Raw genomic sequence first — 20,530 nt, 5'->3', positions numbered from 1 at the left:
CGCTGTATTGATGTAATATGTTTATAAGGCATCTTTTTATTGGTTAATTGTTAATTTGTTAGATTAAACAATTATACCAAAAAAAATGTCTTTTTTTAGTTAATTAAGGTTTGGATTAGAATGTAGCAAACTAATTTTCAATTTTTAAACTAACCACCTCTGACTCCCCTTATCAGGGGGGCTATAAAATCTGGTTCCTCCACTTTTAGGGGAGGTCAGGTTGGGTATTAAAAACTGGATGACAAATTATACATCGGCAAAATTATAGCCGCGACCATAACTCCTACTGCCAAACCCATAAGAATCATAATAAACGGCTCCATAATTGTCATAATATTGCGCATTGTATTGTCAATTTCTAAAGTATAAAAATCAGCTATTTTTTTTAAAACAAACGGAATTTTCCCTGTTTCCTCCCCAATTGACATCATTTGAGAAAACATTGGAGGAATATATTTATCATTAAAAAATTCCCCCGCTATGGCACGCCCATCTTCAACTTCTTTGATTGTCCGCGCTATTAGATTTTGATAATGCGCGTTATCAACAACATTTAAAACTATATTAAGAGATTTAACAACAGAAACTCCGCCGACCATTAAAGTAATAAAACTGCGGGCAAAACGGACTAAGTAGACTTTCCGCAACAAACTGCCAGCAATCGGCAAGTTAAGTTTTAAAATATCCCAATATAATTTTCCTTTTTTTGTTTTGACAAGAACATTAAAAACAAAAAAAATAAATAAAAATCCTATTAAGAGAGCCCACCAAAAATTCGTGAAAAAATCGCTTGCCCCCATTAAAATTCTAGTTGTTATAGGCAGTTCAGCGCCGCTTTCTTCTAAAACTCCAGCTAACTTTGGAACAACAAAAACCATCATTACAATGCCAACAGCTATTAACGAGGTAAAAATAAAAGCTGGATAAATCATAGCCCCCCTAAGTTTCTTCATCATATCATAATTTTTTTCTTCTTCCTCAGTCAGATAATTTAAAACTTCATCTAATTTTCCGCTTGTTTCTCCAGATTTTATTATATTGATGTAAAAACCGTCAAAAATATCAGGAAATCTGCTTAAACTTTCAGACAATTTGCTTCCGCCTTCAACATCGTCAGCGACTTCTAAAATAACGCCTCTTAACACCTTATTTTCTATTTGTTTTTCAATAATATGCAAAGACTGAATTAAAGAAATGTTTGCTGAAATCAACACAGAAAGTTCTCGCAAAAAAAATAAAAGATCTTTTACTGGTATTTTATTAAAAAGCTTGCTAAAATATTTATCAAAAAATTTAATTCTTCTTTTTCTTTTTAGATTAACAACAGTTAATTCTCTTTCACTTAAAATTTTAGAGGCAACATTAATGTTTATTGCCTCAATTTTTCCATGGATTTCAGCGCCTTTTTTAGTTTTAGCTTTATAATTAAAAATTGGCACAAAATTATGTGTTAAATTTATATCGTTTAGACAAAATATTTTTTATTTTTTCAACTATTTCCGAAGGCGTAAAATAAACTTTTATCAGATAATCTTCAACTCCCATATCTAATGCTTTATCTATATTTTCTTTTTCGTTTAAATTAGTAAGCAGGACAATTGGTATATTTTTACAATCTCCTGATTTTAATTCTTTTACAACATCAAAACCGCTCATTTTTGGCAAAACCAAATCTAATAAAATCAAATCTGGTTTTTTTTCTTTAGCTATTTTAACTCCTTTTTCGCCGTCAGAAGCTATAAACACTTCATAATTTTTATCTGATAATTTTTTGCCATAAAAATCACTTAAAAAACTATCGTCTTCAATAATCAAAATTTTTATTTGTTTTTTAAAAGCCATAAAAAAATATTTAAGTTAATTAACCTATTTATTAATCTTTTGACGCTTTCATTATCTCCTCTAATGTTGTCACACCGCTTAAAGCTTTTAAAATTCCGTCCTGTTTCATTGTAATCATTTTTTGATCGTTTAACTCTTCTTTAATTTTATCCTCATTGCCGTTATTAGCAATCAATTTTCTCAAATTGTCAGTCATTACCAAAATTTCAGCTATTACAGCGCGAGAATGATAACCAATACCGCCGCATTTTGAGCATCCTTCTGCTCCATAAAAAACTAAATCTTTAGCTAAAATTTTGTTTTTATCAATTTTTATGCCAAAAGCTTTAATATAAACATCAGGTGTTTGATTTAAAATTTCTAATATCTCTTGCTCTAAATTAGGAGGCAGAGAAACTTTCTTTTTGCAAAAAGAGCATAATTTTCTTACTAGCCTCTGCGCGATTACTATATTAAGCGTAGAACCCAATAAAAACGGTTCTACTTTCATATCTTTCAGACGAGGAATAGCTCCAAAAGCGCTGTTGGTATGCAATGTTGATAAAACAATATGTCCTGTTAAGCCAGCGTGAATCGCTAATTCAGCTGTTTCATTATCCCTAATTTCTCCTACCATAATAATATCAGGATCTTGCCTTAAAATAGAACGCAAGCCAGCTGAAAAAGTAAAGCCGACTTCCTGCCTGATTTGTGATTGATTAACGCCGTCTAAATGATATTCAACAGGATCTTCTAAAGTAATAATATTCACGCCTTCTTTATTAAGCATATTAAGCAAAGAATATAAAGTCGTTGATTTTCCAGAACCTGTCGGACCTGTAACCAAAATCATTCCATGCGAAATCTTAATACTATGTTCTAAAATAAGAATGTGCTTTTTATTAAATCCTAAATCCTGCAAGGTTAATACTCCGCCTGAAGTATCTAAAATTCTCATAACAATTTTTTCTTTTCCCATTAATGGTAGCGCTGAAACTCTAAAGTCAACCTGCCTATTTCCAATATTTAATCTAATTCTTCCGTCTTGCGGTATTCTTGTTTCATCAATTTTTAAATTTGATATAACCTTTATGCGAGAAACTATTGAATCATGGACATAAATAGGCAAAATTAAAGATGTATGAAGGATGCCGTCAACACGATAACGAACTCTTGTATTTTTTTCTCCCGGCTCAATATGAATGTCAGAAGCACCCCCTTCAACAGCGTGCCTGATAATTACAGACACTATTTTAGAAATTGGCGCTCCCCTAATAACTTCTCCAATACTTTCTTTTTTTTCTTTTTTCATTACATGAGCCCCGCTAATGCTTCGCGCCCTCCCAAGAGCTTCCTTCACTTCAACGCCTATGCTCTCATATTTTTTAATTGTATCATCAAAATTCTTCTGAGATATAATAAAATATTTTATTTTAAGCCTGTTCTTTTTAGCTAAAAATTCTATTGATTCAATCGCTTGAAGATTTTGCGGATTAACCATTCCCATTGATATTATTTTGGAACTTTTATCAAAAGGAATAATTTTATAATTTTTTATTACATCAGACGGTAAAAAATTAAAAATCTCAGGATCTATTGATTTTCCCTCTAAATTAACATAAGGAATTTTAAAAATTTCAGATTTTGCTCGCGCAAAACTTTCAGATTCAACAATCTTTTTCCTTGCTAAAATATCTTCAACTGAAATTCCGCTATTCTGGCTTTCAACTTTTACTTTTTCTAAATTCTCAGCAGAAATTAAACCGTCCTGTATTAGCTTATCATATAAAGCGTCGATAAGATTCATTTTATATTTTCAATTAATTAATAAGTAGTTTCCAAATTGCCCTCCTCTAATTTCTCATCTGAAATATTTCTTGGATTTTCAAAAGCGTTGCCGTTGCCCGCTTCTTCTTTAACAAAATAAATATGATTATCATTTAACTTCAAAAACACAGAATCTAATAAAATTTTTTCATTAAATTCCAAATCAAAATCCACCTGCTTAAATAAAATTTTTTTAAAAACATCGCCTGTTGGGTCAATAAATCTTTTTTTAAGCTGAGTATAATAAAAAGCAGAAACAATAATAGCCAAAACCATTGTTAGAAAAACAATTGTTGAAAATACAATCCTTTTTTTTCCAATATAATTAGACATAAATAAATAATAAATTCAAGCTAATTTTTATTGTCTGAATTTTCTGTTTCTAAAAAATAAGTTATTATATCAACAGAATAAGAACCGCTCATTGAATCTGAATAATTGATTGATGTAATATCCATTAATAAAAGATTGCTATAAAACATATCCAACATCCTTTTATAATCTGAAAAACTATCCACGCCATCAATAGTAATGCTTATATTAACTTTTTTTATAAAATCAAAAACTTCTTTCCTGTCTTTATCCGCTTGATTACTTTGACCGCTTAAACGCGACAATGTAATTCTATTTAATTTAAATCCATTGCTTTCTATCAAACTTTCAAGCTGGGCAAATAATTGCGGATAATCTAGTTTGTCAGGCAACATCAAATCAATTCTTTTTTTATCTTCATCGCTTATACTATCATATTTTTTCACAAAACTTTTAACTTTTTTAAAATATTCCGTGTTTTCATCGTAAATTTTTGTTCCTTGAAAAATTTCAACATTTTCAATTTCACTTATTTTATCCTGTTTTGGCTTAAGCAGAATGAAATAACAGCTTAAGAAAAAAATAACAATTAACAATAATAAAAAATAATTGAAATATTTAATAAAATTTTTTAATAATTTGTCTCTTACGTTAGAATCTTCTAAAAGCATAAAAATTAAATCAATATTATTTGCCTATATTTAAAAAATTTTCTTTATTTATTTTTAATGTTATATTAAACTTTATTATTTGAATCTCATTATCGCTGTCACCGATATTTTCTGAATCAACTGAATCTATTTTTACTGATTCAATCAAATCTTTATTATCTTGAAAAACCAATAATTGTTCAGCAACTGTTTCAAAACTATCTGTTTCGGCTGAAAGAAAAATGTTGCCTTCAAAATCAACAATAGCGCTTTCATAATAAACATCTCTTAATGTGATTCTTTCAATACCATTTAAAAAATCAGTCCAACAAATATGCTGGCTCAACAAATAATCAACTGCTTTTAATTTTTCTTGAAATTTTAAAGCTTCTTGTTTTTTTACTTCAAAAACATCTATATTATTTTTTAAGTCTTGCAATTTTTTTTCAACACTGCGTGATCTTTCAATAACGGTAAGCTGATACCAATTCACTAACATATACACGGAAGAGATAATAATCAAAGAAAAAAATAAAACAAAAATAATTGACAATGCTCTTTCTTTAATTTTCAACCTGACTGAGCCAATTAATTCTCCGTCAATAAAATTTATCTCAGCTTTTTTGTAAAAAAATTTTTTAAATCTATTTCTCTTTTTATTTTTATCTGGATTGCCTGCATTTTTTTTTCTTTTATTTGCCTTATTACCTTTATTTTCTTTTGTTTTTTGCGATTTACGCGATGCAGAATTGTTTTTTCCCTTATCCTTGCCTATTTTACGAAATAATCTCTGCCAAAAAGAATCTTTTTTATAAATATTTTTCTTTTTTTCCTGTTTTTTTTCTTCTTTATTGCCTGGCTCTTGCGTTGTTTTATTATGCTTGTTTAAAAAATCTTTTTCTTCTTTGATTTTTCCTTTCTGCCAAAACGACTTTTCTTCTGATGATTTTTTAATATTTTTCATGTTATATTCTTTTCCATCTTTATCAAAATCGTCAGACAATGTTCTGCTTTTTTGAGAATCTATTGCTGGCTTATTTCCTAAAAACCATTGCCAAAAAGACTTCTTTTTGATATTAGAACTTCTTGTTTTTTTATCTGTCAAAGTTTTTTTATTACCAGCTCCTGATTTTGTCTCACGCATTTTTGTTTTGGCTTCTTTGTCATCTATCCCAATTTCTTTTTTATGTTTCAAAAAATTAGTTATTTCTTTTCTTTTTTTTTCTTCTAAAAATTTCTCTTTTCCCCTATTATCAATCTTATTACTTGCTTTTTCCTTTCTAAAAAAAAGAGAATAAAAAAAATTAGAAAAAAAATTTCTCTCATTTTTTTTATTCTCATCCTCTCCTGATTTGCTTGGAACGCGCATTTCAACGCTTTTAACCAATTTCTCTTTTTTACGTATCTCTTTTTTTTCTTTTTCTTTAAACTTTTTAGGCAATAAATTTATCGGCATAATATTTTAATTTTCAATTTCTAATTTTTAATTTTCAATGAATGCTCAATGACTCAATTTTCAATTATCAATTTTCAAATAATAAATAACAAAATAATTTGGAAATTGAAAATTATCTTAAAATGTTAGTGTGTTTAAATGTCTAAATGTTAAAGTGTTAAAATGTTTGAATATTTGAGTATTTTGGCTTTTATTCTATCTCCCTCATTGCCAAACCTACCGCAACTGACAGTTTAGATCCAACATCGTCAATAATAGGCTTTAAATCCTCTGGATAAACTATTCTTGCCATAGGATCTCCAATATAAACTTTTTTATTCAGCTGTTTAGCTAAATATTCAGACAAATAAGAAAGTGATGATGACCCGCCTGTTAAAATTATTTTTTCTACAACATCGCTTTCTGACTGGCCGAAATTTAACTGATTTTTAAAAAAATCGATTGTATATTTTATTTCATCCACAATTGGACTTATTGTATTTTCTATTGACTTAAAAATTGAACTGTCTGCTTGTCCTTCGGCATTAATCCCTATGTCAAATTTAAACTGTTCGGCCCTTTTAAACGCGACATTCAAATTTTGGCTAATTTCACTAGTAACATTTTTTCCCCCTAACTCAATACTTCTGTTTATAACTACTGATCCATTTTTTACTAAAGAAATATTAGTTGACATTGCTCCAATATCAACAATAATTAAAGTTGATTTATCGTTTCCAACCAATGCCCTGACTAAAGCAAAAATTTCAGTTTCTAAACTTAATAAATTAAGGTCGGCTCTCTGAAAAATATCAATATATTTTGTAACTAAATTTTTAGGCGCTCCTGTTAAAAGAACTTTGATATCTTCATCACCTTTATTTTCACCTTGATTACTATTTAACAAAGAATTTTTGGTATTTTTTTCATCAATATTTCCTTCTTTTGCTTTCGGCTTTTCTTTTTTAATTTTATTAAAAAGATTTCTAAATTTAGACTTTTGCGAGCTTGAATCCTCATTAAGAATATACCAATCCAAAATAATATCTTCAAATGGCATTGGGATAATTTTTTTTGCTTCCCAAAGCACGGCGGAAGATAAATCTTTTTTACTCATTTTTGGCATGCTAATAACAGAAGAAAAAACAGAAAAAGTAGGCAAAGCCGTAACAACCTTATTGCTACTTACTTTTGCTTCTTTGCATAATTGATTTAAAATTCTTACAATTTCTTGCTTCGCCGACTCAGAATCATCTTTAATGATATCAATAGACTGCTCTGTAAAACCATAAGTAAGCAAATGCGGGACTCCGTTATTATTCCCAAGTTCAACCAGCTTAACACTGGAAGTCCCAAGATTAATCCCCAAGTAACTGTAATCCGAACTAAATAAACCCATAAATATTTATTATTCAAATAAAATTTTAGCCAAAGGCTAACCAGCCTCTGGCTGGCAAAACTCAGACTTCTATAATAATAGAACCGTCTATTTGTTAGCTTTTATTATAGCAAATTCTTAAGTTATTGACAAAAAAAATAGAGTGGGGATAACTAAAAATCATTTTTTTTGACAATTATCATTACTTTGCGATTTTTATCAATCGTTTTTTTCTCATAGCTCCAATCAGCAATTGACTTAATAATATTTTCATAACTATATTTGAAATCCTTACCGCTCATTATCCCTGGATCATTAGTATAAAAAATTTCTTTTTTATCATTATAGCCGACAATCACTAAATTATGATAAATTGGTCCTGGCGGAGTAAAATATGGATTTTCTAAATTTCTGCCAGCTACTGGAATAATAATAAGATTGCCTTCCGCCAGCTCTTTTTTTATTTTTTCTATTGTTATTTTATAGCTTACTTTTACATTTTTATAATTATAAAAATCAGCTATTATTTTTGCTGTTGTTGTTGCTGAACTATCTTTATAAAAACCAAAATTCTGTTTTTCCCAATCAATAATTTTTAAAAGCGCTTCCCGCGCGTCATATTTATCTTTAAATCCGCTATTATCAAAATAACGCATTGTAATTAAAACAGCTGCTTCTTCACATGCTTCTTGATAGGGCATCCCCCAATCTCTAAAAGGAGCTTGCGAAGTAAAAGGAACATCATGATGAATTTCACTTGGCAATACTTTATTTTCAAATTCAAAATGTTCAATTTTGCTAAAATCTAAATCTTTTTTATATTTTTCATCAATATTGACTGAAATTTTTATATTTTTATTTTCAATATTTAAATTTTCATTATTATCAGGCACAACATAATTAATTTGATTTGTTCTTTTATTTATATTTTTATTTGCGTCTTTAATATTAAAAATAAAAAACAAGAAAAAAATAGATATTGCTAAAAATGTAAAAATAAAATATTTCATATAAACACTTTAATAATCTAACACTTTAACATATAAACATCCAAACACTTTTAATTATAAATTATATTTATGCTCTGTAAAACTCAGCGGCTTGTTCTGGAGAAATAGAATTGATTACCAGCCCAGAACCAAGCTCTACTCCAGCCCAAATGCTGTCGCGCGGTTGGATTTTTAAATAAAAATGCTGATCATTGTCAGATGAGACTTGATGAAAAAAATAATTATAGCTTAAACCTATTTCATTTAATTTAGATAAAATTAATTTTAAAGCTTTTGCAAAAGATTTAATTTCGCTCTCGTTTAATTTAGTTATATTATCAAGATGTTTTTTTGGAAAAATCCATACTTCATAATGATATTCAGAAGCGTAAGGAGCGAAAACAGCCACATTTTTATCTTCAAAAATTTTGCGTTCTGTCTTTATTTCTTGTTTAATTATGTCGCAATAAGGACAAGTCTTATTTTTTAATTTGTATTTTTTAGCCAATTTTAGTTCTTCATAAACATCAGGCGGCAGAATATCAGTTGAAAAAACTTGCGAATGATCATGAACAATTGAAGCCCCTGCTTTTGAGCCTTCATTTTTAAAAATCAAAATATATTCCATTCTTTTTATTTTACTTATCTTTTCCGTTCTATCAATATAGACTTTTAACAATTTGACAAAATGGCTTGCTGGAAATTCTGCCAAAACTTTTGTGTGATCCGGCGTTTCAATAATAACTTCCTGATAACCGTACGCCAGCTTGTTATCCAAGGTAAGCGCTGGAAATTTATTTTTTAAAACTAAAATTTCCCATCCTTTTCTTTTACCATTAAATTTTTTAACAACTAAATCATTTTCTATATTTTCAGGGCAAAAAACGCACTTGCCTGTTCTTTTAATAAGGGTCTGTTCTTTAATATCCCTTGGTCTTTTACTGCGAGAAGGAGTAATAATAACATACTTATTTAAAAAATACGCTTTGCGGATTTCTGATTTGTTTTTCATAATTAAAAATTATTTAATTAATTTTTTATATAAATCTAAATATTGTTTAGCGGAATTATCCCATGAAAAATCACTTTTTATTCCATTTAACTGAATTTTTTTCCAGCTTTTTTTGTCATTATAATACAAATTTATCGCATTATTTAATTTTCTATAAAAAGCGATTAAACTAAATTTATTAAAAACAAATCCTGTTGCTTTTTTATTTTTCACAATAGCTTTTTTAAAATTAAAATTTTCTATTGTGTCTTTTAATCCGCCAGTCGCGCGTGCCACAGGAACTGCTCCATATCTCATAGCAATTAGTTGCCCCAAACCGCACGGTTCAAAACGTGAAGGCATTAAAAAAATATCAGATCCAGCATAAATTTGATTTGCCAATTTAATGTCAAACATTATATTTACTGAAATTTTATCTGAATATTTTCTTGCTATTTTTTTTAAATGATCTTCATATTTTTTTTCGCCTGTTCCTAAAAAAACAAACTGGCAATTTAATCTAGCGAATTTTTCTGAAAATAGCTCAATGCCTTTTTGCCAAACTAAACGCGAAACCAATCCAACAATTGCTTTGTTTTTATCAATAGGCAAGCCCAATATTTTTTGCAAATAAACTTTATTTTCTGTTTTTTTATTTAATGTTTTAATAGAATATTTTTGTTTAATATATTTATCAGTTTGCGGATTAAAAAAATCAACATCTATTCCGTTAACAACTCCATACAAATTTTTTTTCTTGCTTTTTATAATATTTTCTATTCCTTCTCCAAACTTTTTTGTTGTTATTTCTTTTGCGTAAGTTTTGCTCACAGTGCTAATTGCATTGGAATTTAAAATTCCATTAACCATAAAATTAATATTTTCTGATTTTTCTTTGCTAAAAATTTGTTCTAAATATTTTTTTAAATATTGGTTGGAAAAATTTTTTATTTTTGTTTTACCTTGAAATTGTAAATTATGAATTGTTAAAATTGTTTTTGTTTCTTTTAAAAAATTATTGTCTAAATTTTTTAATAAACTTGGGATTAAAGCTGTGTGATAATCATTACAATGAATGATATCTGGTTTAAAATTTATTAAAAACAAAATTTGCAAAATAGAAATAGAAAAAAATAAAAACCTTTCTTGATTATTATCACAATAAACTTGTTTTTTGCAAAAATATTTTTTGCATTCTACAAAATAAACTATTACTTTTGAATTTGGAATTTTGCCCTGCCAAATATTCACATTACATCCTGCAACTTTAATATTTGATAAAACTCTTTTTAATTTTTGCTTTTTAATGTTGATATTTCCATATAATGGCAATGCCAACCTGACATCAGCTCCTTGTTTTTTTATGGCTTTTGGCAAAGAACCCATAACATCAGCCAATCCGCCAACTTTTGCGAACGGAGCAAGCTCCGAAGATAACATTAAAATTTTCATATTTATTTATTAAAATTTTTAATATAAAACTTTATGAAGTTTGTCAATATTTACACTCTTATAAAGTTTATAATAATTAAAAAATAATCCACCCTAATTTCTTTCAATATGTTCCGTAGCTAAATTTAAAAATTTACGCAAATTGTAATTGTGTTTGTAAATTATTATTTATTAGTTTTTCTTTTTTTATCTTAGAAAATAAATTTACTTTTTTATCTAATTCACTTAATCTTATTTCTGATATTTTTACATATTCTGGGTTTGCATCTATTCCAATATAATTTAATCCAAGTTTTTTAGCTGCAATAGCTGTTGTCCCACTTCCAACAAATGGATCTAATATAACAGCATTTTTGTAAAAAGCTGTTAACTTAATTATGTGTTCACAAATTTCTAATGGTTTTACTGTTTTATGATTATTAAAATCTCCCTTTTCTTTTTTTGTAGGTTTACCAATTAAAAAAGATTTATCAATTATTTCATTTATATTGTCTACTGTCAAAACATTTGACGGAAACATATTGTCACCAACTTTAATATTTGTATTCATCAAACCAATATTATTTTTTATCATATTATTTAAATAAGTTTCATCAGTAGACTTTTGCGACATAACAATCGGTTCAAAACAACTTTTTAATTGTGGAGTTTTCCAGCCCTTAAATTTTTTCTTTAATTTAACTTTTTCTTTTTCAGATATTTTCATTTTATCTATAAAATGATTTATGCTCATAGCCTTGGCTTGATTTTGTGTATAAAGCCATAAAAAACAATCTCTAATTTCTAAGCCAGCGTCATCAATCGCCGATGCCATTCTGTGATATAGTCGAGGGCTTGAAAAAGAAAAGAAAAAACCGCCGGGTTTAAGTATCCTATAAATTTGTTGTGATATTATTAAATACCACTTATAAAATTCTTGACCTTGTTTTCTATCAAATTTCATTCCAGCTGGCAACGATTTTATTGTATGTTGATTTTTGGTATTTTCAACTTTTTTATATTCCCAATTATTGTCTAATTTATCCAAAAAATAAGGCGGATCAGTTAAAACAATATCAATAGAATTATCTTTTATATCAGATAATATTTCTAAAGAATTACCTAAAATTATTTTGTTAATTAAATCATTATTTTTCATAATGGTTTTTACTTTTAAATTCTTTGTATAATATTTTATAAATTTTTTTTCTTACATTTTTATCAAAATTTTTAACAAAATTAGCGTCAGCTAATTTTATAACTCTGCCTTTTTCGTCATAAATCCATCTATTTCTATCAGCTCTATTACACTTTTGACATTGAGGAATAATATTTCCGCTAATTAATGGTTTATTTGGATCCATATGAGCCTTTTGCAATTTGGTTTTTGTCGCAGGCCAGTGAAAATGTGGCTTATTTTCTTGTGAACCACAAGTAGCACAACGATAATTATATATTGCTTTTATTTCTTCCCAATCATCTGTTTCGGAAATTCTATGTCCTTTTTTAAATCCAGGATATGGTTCTTCTAGTGTATATAATTGATATGTTCCTCTTTTTATCTTTAAAACAATATTATCTCGCCCACCAGCAACAATCCACCAACCAGACTGCGCGCCAAGATGTCTAGCTTGTTGAACATCGTTTGTATTTGGATAATAACTTCTAACAAATTTTGTTAATTCTCCTTTTGTTACTTTTCTTGTTTTTGGATAATCATATGCGAGATAAACCAAAACTAAAGCGTCTTTTGTAAAATTTTCTTTTGAATCGTAAAGTTTTGGCAATTTTACGCCATAAGATTTTAAGTATTTTTCATGAAACTCAGAGAGCATTTTATAAATATTTTCTATTGATTTTTTGTTCAAGATAAGACTATCTAACATATTATTTGTAATTTATTATTATATTTTTATTTTAACATAAAATTATTTAATCTAATTACTATTCCCAACAAGCTAATACTCTCATCCCTTCCAAAAATATTTGTGTACAGGCTTTCCTTAGATTTTTTATTTGGAAAAGAAGCCATTAAACCAAATTCGTTAGAATTTTTAAGTAACAACTCAATTGATTTTTGATAACATTGTTCTATTAAATTTCCTTTATCCATTTTAATATTTTTTTAGTTAGATTATTATCTGGTAATTTTTTGGTTTCAACAATAAGATAAGGCAATTTGCTTTTTTTAATTTCTTTCAAATATTCTTTTTGCTGCTTTATATACCATTTATAATCTTGCAAAATTTTTTCATAATGAGGATAAAGATTTAATCGGTCTTTGATTCTTTTTTCTAATACTTCTTTCTTCTCTGGAAAAATAATTAAAACTATTTTGAAATTTAGTTCACGCAACTTTTTTTCTATAATATTATATTTTATCTCTTTATTATTGTGAAGACGATTATAAATTTTATCAGAAATATAAAATTTTTCTATAAGTAAATTTTTACTTTTTAATTCTTGAAAAATTTTTAAATAATTTTTAATTACTGGTTTGCCGTATTTTGTCCCATACACGCCAACATCGCAATTAAACCAATGGCATCCGTCCAGCACTTTTTTATTTTGATTATATTTCGGCTCTAAATAATCATAAACTTGCGACATTAAAAAACTTTTACCAGCCAACTCCGCCCCTTCAAAAATTATATGATGCGTCATAATTATCCGATTATTTTATGAATATTCAGCAAAAATTTTGAATGAATTTTAAAATATTTCCAAGAGCAATCAACTATTTGCGAATGCTTGGAATATCCATGGAAATCTGATCCGCCAGTAAAAATAACATTATGTTTTTTTAAAATATGCTGATAATAAGAAATAATATCCCAACTGTGATGGGGCGACAAAATTTCAATCCCGTCTATTATTTTTTCTTTTAATAATCTATCTAATAATCTTTGCCTAACTCTATTTTTCGCCGGATGCGCTAAAATAACACTTCCATTTATTTGCTTGCGTAATTTAACAAGCCTTATCACGTCAACTCTTGTTTCAGGCAAATAATATCTTCTCCTTGTCTTAAAATAATATTTAATAATTTCGCCTTCATGCGGATTGTCTATTTTTAAATCTTCTTTAATTCTTTTTTCGTTTATTGAATTTTTTCTAATTTGCCTAATAATTCCATTAATCGGAATATATTTATTATATTTTTCTAAAATCCTGTCAATATTAATATCAAATCCTTTTTCTTGCCAATGTTTCAAGGCTCTAACAACGTTTCTTCGTCGTTGTATTTGTGTTTTTCTTAAAAAATAATGCAAATCTGGGTTGTCTTTATTAAAATTATAAAATAACAAATTAAATCTTTCGGAATTATATCGCGCGTAAATTTCTATTCCAGTAATCGGCTTAATATTAAATTTTTTGCAAGCGGAAAAAAATTCATCAATTCCAGCAACAGTATTATGATCTGTTAAAGCAGCTATTTTAACATTATATTTAACTAAAAATTGAACTAACTCAGTAGGCGTCAAAGACCCATCTGAATAAGTTGAGTGGAATTGTAGATCAATATAAGACATAAATTTATTGTTTAAAATTATTTTTTCTTTGTTAAATCTAAAAACAGCTCTTTAAACCCAGCCGTATTTAACCAAAAATTATTTGAATTGCTTTTTAAATATTTTTGAATCTCTTTTTGTTGGATTTTTAATTTATTTTCACATTTTTTATTTTCCAAAATAATATTTGAATAATTTCCATCTAAAAAAGAAATATAAAAAATTTTTATTTTTTATGTTAATTATTCATATTTTGCTCCATTATTCTTATAAAATTAGACAGAGATGTGGCATCAACACCAGTTCTGTAATACCAATCCTTATATTTTTTCCAGCCAGTTCTTGCTCCGTGTTTATTAAATTCCTCGAATTCTTTTTTAGTTAATAAAATATTTCTGTTGCCATTATTATTTAATAAATTTTTAATTTTATTTATTTTTTCACCATTATCCTCATCTATTAACGAAATTGTTTGTTCAGCAAAGCGAGTGGTTAATGGAATTTCATTTTTTGTTGTCGATGATGTTATTTTAACGCTAATTTTGCTTCTATCTATATTTTGAGAGTTCTTATCATCTAAATTTCCACCTAGACACTTAAATAATATACAAGCTTTGTAAAATTCAATTTGATAAAACTCAGTAGTATTTATTCTTTTCAGTACTTGTTTACATATTTTTTCAATAACTAAAACTTTTGTACTTTCAAAATCAAAAATTGCTAATTTATTTTTCTTTGATTTTTCATTACTTTCGAAATATCTATGTGCATTTTTTGCTCGCTCAAAAGTTCCAATACCTATTTTACAAACATCTTTAATATTGTGCTCAAAAATATACAAAATTTGTTTTTCAGTTATCTTGCTCATATTTTTTATTTCTTTAATTGTAAATCAATCGATATAAAACACCTTTTTCACAATTAAGAATTGAAAAAATAGAAATTTGATACAAATCTTCAAAGTAAGAATAAACCCCTGAAAAAAATTTTTGCTTTGTTTTTTTATCTGCTTTATTTTTATGCAAATACGGCGAATTAGCGCAAATAAATTTATATTTTTTTGAATTATTTAAAGAATCGTTATAAAAAACTTTTTTATTATCGCAATATTTTTTATCACAATCAAATCCAATAATTTTTTTACAATTATTATTTTGAGCCCATTTAATTAAATCTTGATTTCCAGCAAATGGATCAATAACATTTTTACCTTTTATAAATTTTTCAAATCCTTGTAAAATATAATCGGAATTTGTCGTGAAAAATTGTCCAAATTGTTTTTTCATTTGATTATAAAAAATTACTTTTTTATATTATACCATAAATTTTCTGAATTTAACACAAAAAAATGAATTTACAAAATAATTTAAAAAAGAAGCAAAATTTACTATTCGCTTCCTTCTGTCTTTTTATTTTTTTGAATTGTTTAAATGTTTATATGCTTATAATTTTAATCTTCAAAAAGCAACAAAGGATCTTTTGATAAACTTTCTAATCTATTTTTGATTTTAAGTAAATCATAATTAACAGCGCCAAATCCTCCTCCGTGTTTTTTTATAATATTTATGTGATAACTGATATTCCTAATCTGAGCAATAATAATATACAAATTTATCCGTTCATTCACAAATTTTTTGTCAAAATCTTTATTGCAACGAAAATATTCTTGCAAAAATGTTTCTCTATAATAATCAACGTCTTTTCCCATAATCCCTCCATAATAAATCTGAACTAAAAAATTTCCAACATCAATTAATGGATCGTTAATTTCCGCTAAATCAAAATCAATAAATTGTAAATTATTATTATTAAAAATAAAATTTTCTACCTGAAAATCTCCATGAATTAAATTCTTTTTTATTTTTGAAAATCTTTTTAATTTTTGTTTTGTCTGTTTTATAACTTTCAAAATATCATTACGGCAATCAATTTTATCTTTTTCTAAATCTTTATAAAAAATGTCTATTTGGCTAGTAACATTATAATTATCTAAAAAATTGTCTTTTTTAGCTTTATTAATTTTGATTTTATGCAATTTAGATAAATATTTTGCTATTATTTTTATTTTTTTTGACAATTCATTTTTACTTAAAACTTTTTCTTTTAATATCTTATCTAACGGTTTTCCCTTTGCTAATTCATATATAAATAGATTATAATTTTGAAAATAATATAATGGTTTAGCAATATATTCACAGTTATGTTTAGCGCTCTCCCAAATAAGGCTATTTACCATCCACGCCTTTTTAGCTAAATCATTAGTTTTAAAGATTCTGATTTTAGCGATCTGTTTTTTAATCTTATTCTTATCTTTAAAATTATAAAGGACAACCAACCTTTTGCTTCGTTCGCTGCGCATTTTATGGTAAATATTAATTTCCAAATTCCGGATATTATATTTAATACCTAACTTTTTTTTATTTTTATTCAAAAAATCAACAACAAATTTTTTGTTTGACAAATAATCAATTATTTTATCAATATTTTTATTAATCATAATTATTAAAATATTTCAAACTCTTTTTAAATTGTTTTATTGAGCTAATTTCAGCTTGCTTTATTTTATCAATCATTTTTTCTTTTGTATCTTTATTAATAATATTTTTTTGAAAATCGCTATTTAACCCATTTGAAGAATCATTCAAAATTCTCAAAAAATCTCCTGTTAAAATTAAAATATTTAAATTAAAAAGCGTCTCATCGTTGCCGAATTTTTTAAAAATTTCTTTTTTCAGCAATTGCTGTTTTTCTTTCACATTCCAATTAGAAAAATAAAATCTAACAAAATCGCTTAAATAATTATTTAATTCCACGCCTGTCCAATCTATAAATGTTGTTTTTTTATCATCTTTTATCAAAATATTTTTGGGATTTAGATCGCCATGCGACAAAACTAAATTTTTGTCTAATAAATTTCTGTTTTTTTCTATTATACTTTGAGTTGAAAAAATATCTTTATTATTAAGATATTGTTCGTTTATTTTTTTATATTTTAAAAAAGAATTTAAGCTATTTTCATAACCGCTGCTTTGTAATTTAACATTTAAATTTTCTTTTTGAAAAACATCAGTCTGTTTTTGCAATAAACAAATTAAATCAACAATCTCTTTTGGATTATATTTTTTTTTATTTCTAGCTCCTATTAAAAAATAATATCCGTTTAAAGGACGCGCCTTAATCATTTTATAAAGTAAAAATTCCGGCTCATCTTCTATATTATAATCTATAATCTTATAAGGAAATTTGTCTGGAAATTTTTTTTCTAAAAAAATATTAATAAAAATTTCATTAATAAATTGTTGCTTTAAAAAATCGTTGTTTCTTTTTCTTATTTTCAAAATGTAACGCTTATCGCATTTCCCTTCACATTGCTTCACGACAAAATCACAGCTGTTGCTCATATTATAAAGAACATTTAAACCGTTATTTTCTAAAATTTCATTTAATGCTTTTTTAATATTATCTTGCGCAAAAAAATTATTCATTTTTTTATTTTTTTATCTTGCTTATAATATTTTTTCCAATGTCTGTACCAGACTAATTTGTTTATTTGCAAAAAAAATTTTTCAGCTTTTAATTTTTGGCTTATGGAAATTGAGCTTAAACTTCTAATACTTCTTACTAAATTTTTAGATCCAATAATTATCAAATCAGGATGCCAGGTCTTATTATTCCACAAAGAAACATTTTTTTGGCTCGCCCACCAATAAGTGCAACTGGAAATTCCCATATCTAATCTTTTTCTAGCCCAGCAATAATTTTTGTCTTTTTTGTTTTGCTCAACTACTTTCAAAGCAAATTTTGTTAACTCCCATAATTTTTTATGAATTCTATTTTTTGGATTATTCCAAAAATAAAGAGCTTGTTTTTTTTCTAACATTGTTTCAGAACCGTCCCAAGAAATAATTTTTGGATTTATGATTTCTTTTTCTTTTAAATCTGTTAAAAAATCGCTCACTGTTATTGATTTTACTTCCTTATCCCTAATCGCATAATAAAAATCTCCTGAATAATCAATGTGCCGATCTCCGTAAAGTTCGGCGTCTGTCCCGCTCACAATAATTTTAGAAAAATCTTTTTCTTTTTTTAGCAAATCCAAAATAATTTTTGGCGGGTAATCTTTAGAATATTTTCTATTTCTAAAAATTATTTGCAATCCTGAATTTTTATCAATATATTTTTTTGTATAGTCAACTTTATTAAATTTTCCGTTATATGCCAGCTCATCTAACATAATCCATTTAATCCCGATTTTTTTTAAATAAATAGCTACTCTTTTGTCGTAAACCATTTCTGGAAAAAAAAATCCTTTTATTTTAATTCGTTGAAAAAATTTTTTGCTCGCTCTTTGGCTAATTTTTATCTGTCTTATTGATTCTTCAAAAGGGATCAACGCCAAAATAGGATGATAAGCCGCACTTATTGCCAACTCTATTTTTTCTTTTAAAGCAAGTTTTTCTATTTCTTCAATCAAGCCATTGTAGCCGAATTCATTCAAGCATTCCAAAAGTGAAGCGTTTATATTAACAGTTATTTTCGCTTTTCTATTTTCTTTTAAAATCTTAATTATAAAAGAATAGCTATTTTTAACAACCTCCCTAATTGTGTTTTTATCTGTGCCTGGTGGCTGATAAAAATGTAAAAAATTTATCCATTTCATAATTAAAAATCTTTATCATTTCTTTTTTTAATTGCTATTTTATAAAGTTGCAAATATTTTTTAGCTGGCAATTCCCATGAAAAAGACAATTTCATGCTCCTCCATGTCAAATATTCCCAACAGCTCGGATATTTATAATTTTCCAAAGCTCTTATAATGGCTGATAAAAATTCCTGCTCATTATAAAAATCAAAAACAAATCCATTTCCATGCCTCGTTCTGGGATTAAAATTTTCAATCGTATCAGAAAGCCCGCCAGTTTTATGCACTATTGGAATACTGCCATATCGCAAACTTTTCATTTGCGAAATTCCGCATGGTTCAAAACGCGAAGGCATTAAAAACATATCGCTTGCCGCAAACATCTTGCTTTCCATATATTCTGGAAAACGGCTTTTTAAATAAATTGCCAACTTATCATGATGTTTTCTCGCGACTTTTTTAAAAAAATTAATATACTCTTTTGTCCCACCACGATCTCCCACAATAACAAACTGCAAATCTAACTTTAATAAAGTATCCATTACTTTTTGCAATAAAATAATTCCTTTTTGTTCGCTTAAACGATTTGAAAAACCGATTAAAGGTATTTCTTCTGATTCTTTTAATTTTAATTCTTTTTGCAAAGCTAATTTATTAATCTTTTTATGCCGTAGCGTATCCCAATCATATTTGCGATAAATATATTTGTCAATTTTAGGATTATGCACTTTATAATCAATGCCGTTAATAATTCCATAAACATCGTCTTTCCGCTTTTTTAATAATTTTTCCAATCCTTGCCCGTATTTAGAAGTTAATATTTCTTTCGCGTGGCGTTCAGAAACAGTATTAATAACATCAGAATATAAAATTCCCCTTTTGGTAAAATTCAAATATTCTATCTTTTTTTTATCGGTTGTTATTGCCCCCCTGCCACTGTCTTTCTTTTTCGTCGGCGTTTCCCACCAATTTTTAGCCCCTTGAAAAACCAAATTATGAATTGTAAAAACCGTGGCTGTTTTGGCAAAAAATTTTGATTTTCTAATCAAATTAGGAATTAATCCAGCATGCCAATCATGGCAATGAATAATATGAGGAGCCATTTTTTTATGCCGCAAAAATTGCAAAACAGCCAGTTCAAAAAAATAAAAACGCAAACCGTCAAAATCAGTTCCGTAAATCTTATGAGTTCCAAACATTTTATCATTGCAAATAAAATAAATATTGGCATTATCAAAAATTTTTACCTTTTTAACAGCAAAACTATATTTTTTTTCTCCTAGTCTAGCCTGCAAATTTTTAGCGATTGTCTCTCTTTCAAAATCTTTTTTTCTAATAAAACCATAATAGGGGCTGAATATCATTACATTATGTTTAAAATAAGATTGCTTTTTAGAAAGCGCGTTTACAACATCAGCCATTCCTCCTGTTTTTGAAAAAGGCGCAATTTGCGAAGTTATATGCGCGATATTAAATTTTTTAGACTTATTTGGAAGATTATTCATATCAATAATGATAATACAAAAAAAATATTTTGCCAAC

General features: G+C 26.9%; 22 protein-coding genes. All 22 read right to left on the bottom strand.

The features are described from left to right. Positions 1-227: 227 nt before the first annotated feature. Positions 228-1,439 carry a type II secretion system F family protein gene (locus U9O55_01550; GenBank protein ID MEA2088511.1) on the bottom strand — a complete coding sequence of 404 codons (1,212 nt, stop codon included), beginning with the start codon at positions 1,437-1,439 and terminating at the stop codon, positions 228-230. A 4-nt stretch (positions 1,440-1,443) separates the two neighbouring features. Continuing rightward, on the bottom strand, positions 1,444-1,842 hold the full coding sequence (locus U9O55_01545) for a response regulator transcription factor (GenBank protein MEA2088510.1): 399 nt from the start codon (positions 1,840-1,842) through the stop codon (positions 1,444-1,446). Positions 1,843-1,873: 31 nt separating this feature from the next. Continuing rightward, positions 1,874-3,628: an ATPase, T2SS/T4P/T4SS family gene (locus U9O55_01540; GenBank protein ID MEA2088509.1), complete on the bottom strand. Its 1,755-nt coding sequence runs from the start codon at positions 3,626-3,628 to the stop codon at positions 1,874-1,876. Between the two features lie 17 nt (positions 3,629-3,645). Continuing rightward, complete coding sequence (locus U9O55_01535; GenBank protein MEA2088508.1) at positions 3,646-3,981, bottom strand: hypothetical protein; 336 nt, start codon at positions 3,979-3,981, stop codon at positions 3,646-3,648. A gap of 20 nt (positions 3,982-4,001) precedes the next feature. Beyond that, positions 4,002-4,631, bottom strand: coding sequence for a hypothetical protein (locus U9O55_01530; protein MEA2088507.1), 630 nt, complete (start codon positions 4,629-4,631; stop codon positions 4,002-4,004). A 16-nt stretch (positions 4,632-4,647) separates the two neighbouring features. Then, a complete protein-coding gene (locus tag U9O55_01525) occupies positions 4,648-6,066 on the bottom strand; it encodes a hypothetical protein (GenBank protein ID MEA2088506.1) in 1,419 nt (472 codons plus the stop codon). A gap of 190 nt (positions 6,067-6,256) precedes the next feature. Beyond that, positions 6,257-7,444 (bottom strand): pilus assembly protein PilM, encoded by a 1,188-nt coding sequence (pilM, locus tag U9O55_01520; GenBank protein MEA2088505.1) that lies wholly within the window; start codon positions 7,442-7,444, stop codon positions 6,257-6,259. 152 nt (positions 7,445-7,596) lie between these two features. After that, on the bottom strand, positions 7,597-8,433 hold the full coding sequence (locus U9O55_01515) for a C39 family peptidase (GenBank protein ID MEA2088504.1): 837 nt from the start codon (positions 8,431-8,433) through the stop codon (positions 7,597-7,599). A 67-nt stretch (positions 8,434-8,500) separates the two neighbouring features. Further along, complete coding sequence (gene galT / locus U9O55_01510) at positions 8,501-9,424, bottom strand: galactose-1-phosphate uridylyltransferase (GenBank protein ID MEA2088503.1); 924 nt, start codon at positions 9,422-9,424, stop codon at positions 8,501-8,503. Between the two features lie 9 nt (positions 9,425-9,433). Beyond that, positions 9,434-10,855 (bottom strand): glycogen/starch synthase, encoded by a 1,422-nt coding sequence (locus U9O55_01505; GenBank protein ID MEA2088502.1) that lies wholly within the window; start codon positions 10,853-10,855, stop codon positions 9,434-9,436. Positions 10,856-10,988: 133 nt separating this feature from the next. Next, complete coding sequence (locus U9O55_01500; protein ID MEA2088501.1) at positions 10,989-11,993, bottom strand: site-specific DNA-methyltransferase; 1,005 nt, start codon at positions 11,991-11,993, stop codon at positions 10,989-10,991. Then, positions 11,983-12,720: a hypothetical protein gene (locus U9O55_01495; GenBank protein MEA2088500.1), complete on the bottom strand. Its 738-nt coding sequence runs from the start codon at positions 12,718-12,720 to the stop codon at positions 11,983-11,985. Before U9O55_01495 ends, U9O55_01500 begins: the two co-directional genes overlap by 11 nt. 26 nt (positions 12,721-12,746) lie before the next feature. After that, positions 12,747-12,947, bottom strand: a complete 201-nt coding sequence (locus U9O55_01490) for a hypothetical protein (GenBank protein MEA2088499.1) — start codon at positions 12,945-12,947, stop codon at positions 12,747-12,749. Next, a complete protein-coding gene (locus U9O55_01485) occupies positions 12,929-13,498 on the bottom strand; it encodes a hypothetical protein (protein MEA2088498.1) in 570 nt (189 codons plus the stop codon). The genes U9O55_01490 and U9O55_01485 overlap by 19 nt, the downstream gene beginning before the upstream one ends. 2 nt (positions 13,499-13,500) lie before the next feature. Continuing rightward, complete coding sequence (locus U9O55_01480) at positions 13,501-14,367, bottom strand: PHP domain-containing protein (GenBank protein ID MEA2088497.1); 867 nt, start codon at positions 14,365-14,367, stop codon at positions 13,501-13,503. A gap of 17 nt (positions 14,368-14,384) precedes the next feature. Then, positions 14,385-14,525 carry a hypothetical protein gene (locus tag U9O55_01475; GenBank protein MEA2088496.1) on the bottom strand — a complete coding sequence of 47 codons (141 nt, stop codon included), beginning with the start codon at positions 14,523-14,525 and terminating at the stop codon, positions 14,385-14,387. A gap of 59 nt (positions 14,526-14,584) precedes the next feature. Then, a complete protein-coding gene (locus U9O55_01470) occupies positions 14,585-15,214 on the bottom strand; it encodes a hypothetical protein (GenBank protein ID MEA2088495.1) in 630 nt (209 codons plus the stop codon). A gap of 13 nt (positions 15,215-15,227) precedes the next feature. Further along, complete coding sequence (locus U9O55_01465; protein MEA2088494.1) at positions 15,228-15,632, bottom strand: hypothetical protein; 405 nt, start codon at positions 15,630-15,632, stop codon at positions 15,228-15,230. A gap of 164 nt (positions 15,633-15,796) precedes the next feature. Next, the gene (locus U9O55_01460) at positions 15,797-16,843 is read right to left on the bottom strand and encodes a phosphotransferase (GenBank protein ID MEA2088493.1); all 1,047 of its coding nucleotides are present in this window, start codon (positions 16,841-16,843) and stop codon (positions 15,797-15,799) included. Next, positions 16,836-17,831, bottom strand: a complete 996-nt coding sequence (locus tag U9O55_01455) for a phosphotransferase (protein MEA2088492.1) — start codon at positions 17,829-17,831, stop codon at positions 16,836-16,838. The genes U9O55_01460 and U9O55_01455 overlap by 8 nt, the downstream gene beginning before the upstream one ends. Beyond that, positions 17,828-19,006: a hypothetical protein gene (locus tag U9O55_01450; protein ID MEA2088491.1), complete on the bottom strand. Its 1,179-nt coding sequence runs from the start codon at positions 19,004-19,006 to the stop codon at positions 17,828-17,830. Before U9O55_01450 ends, U9O55_01455 begins: the two co-directional genes overlap by 4 nt. 2 nt (positions 19,007-19,008) lie before the next feature. Then, on the bottom strand, positions 19,009-20,493 hold the full coding sequence (locus U9O55_01445) for a glycogen/starch synthase (GenBank protein ID MEA2088490.1): 1,485 nt from the start codon (positions 20,491-20,493) through the stop codon (positions 19,009-19,011). Positions 20,494-20,530: the final 37 nt, after the last annotated feature.

It is taken from the genome of Patescibacteria group bacterium, from assembly GCA_034660655.1.
Classification (GTDB): domain Bacteria; phylum Patescibacteriota; class Patescibacteriia; order JAACEG01; family JAACEG01; genus JAACEG01.
Note: the sequence above shows the minus strand (reverse complement) of the source record. Positions and strands in the feature narration are given on the sequence as shown.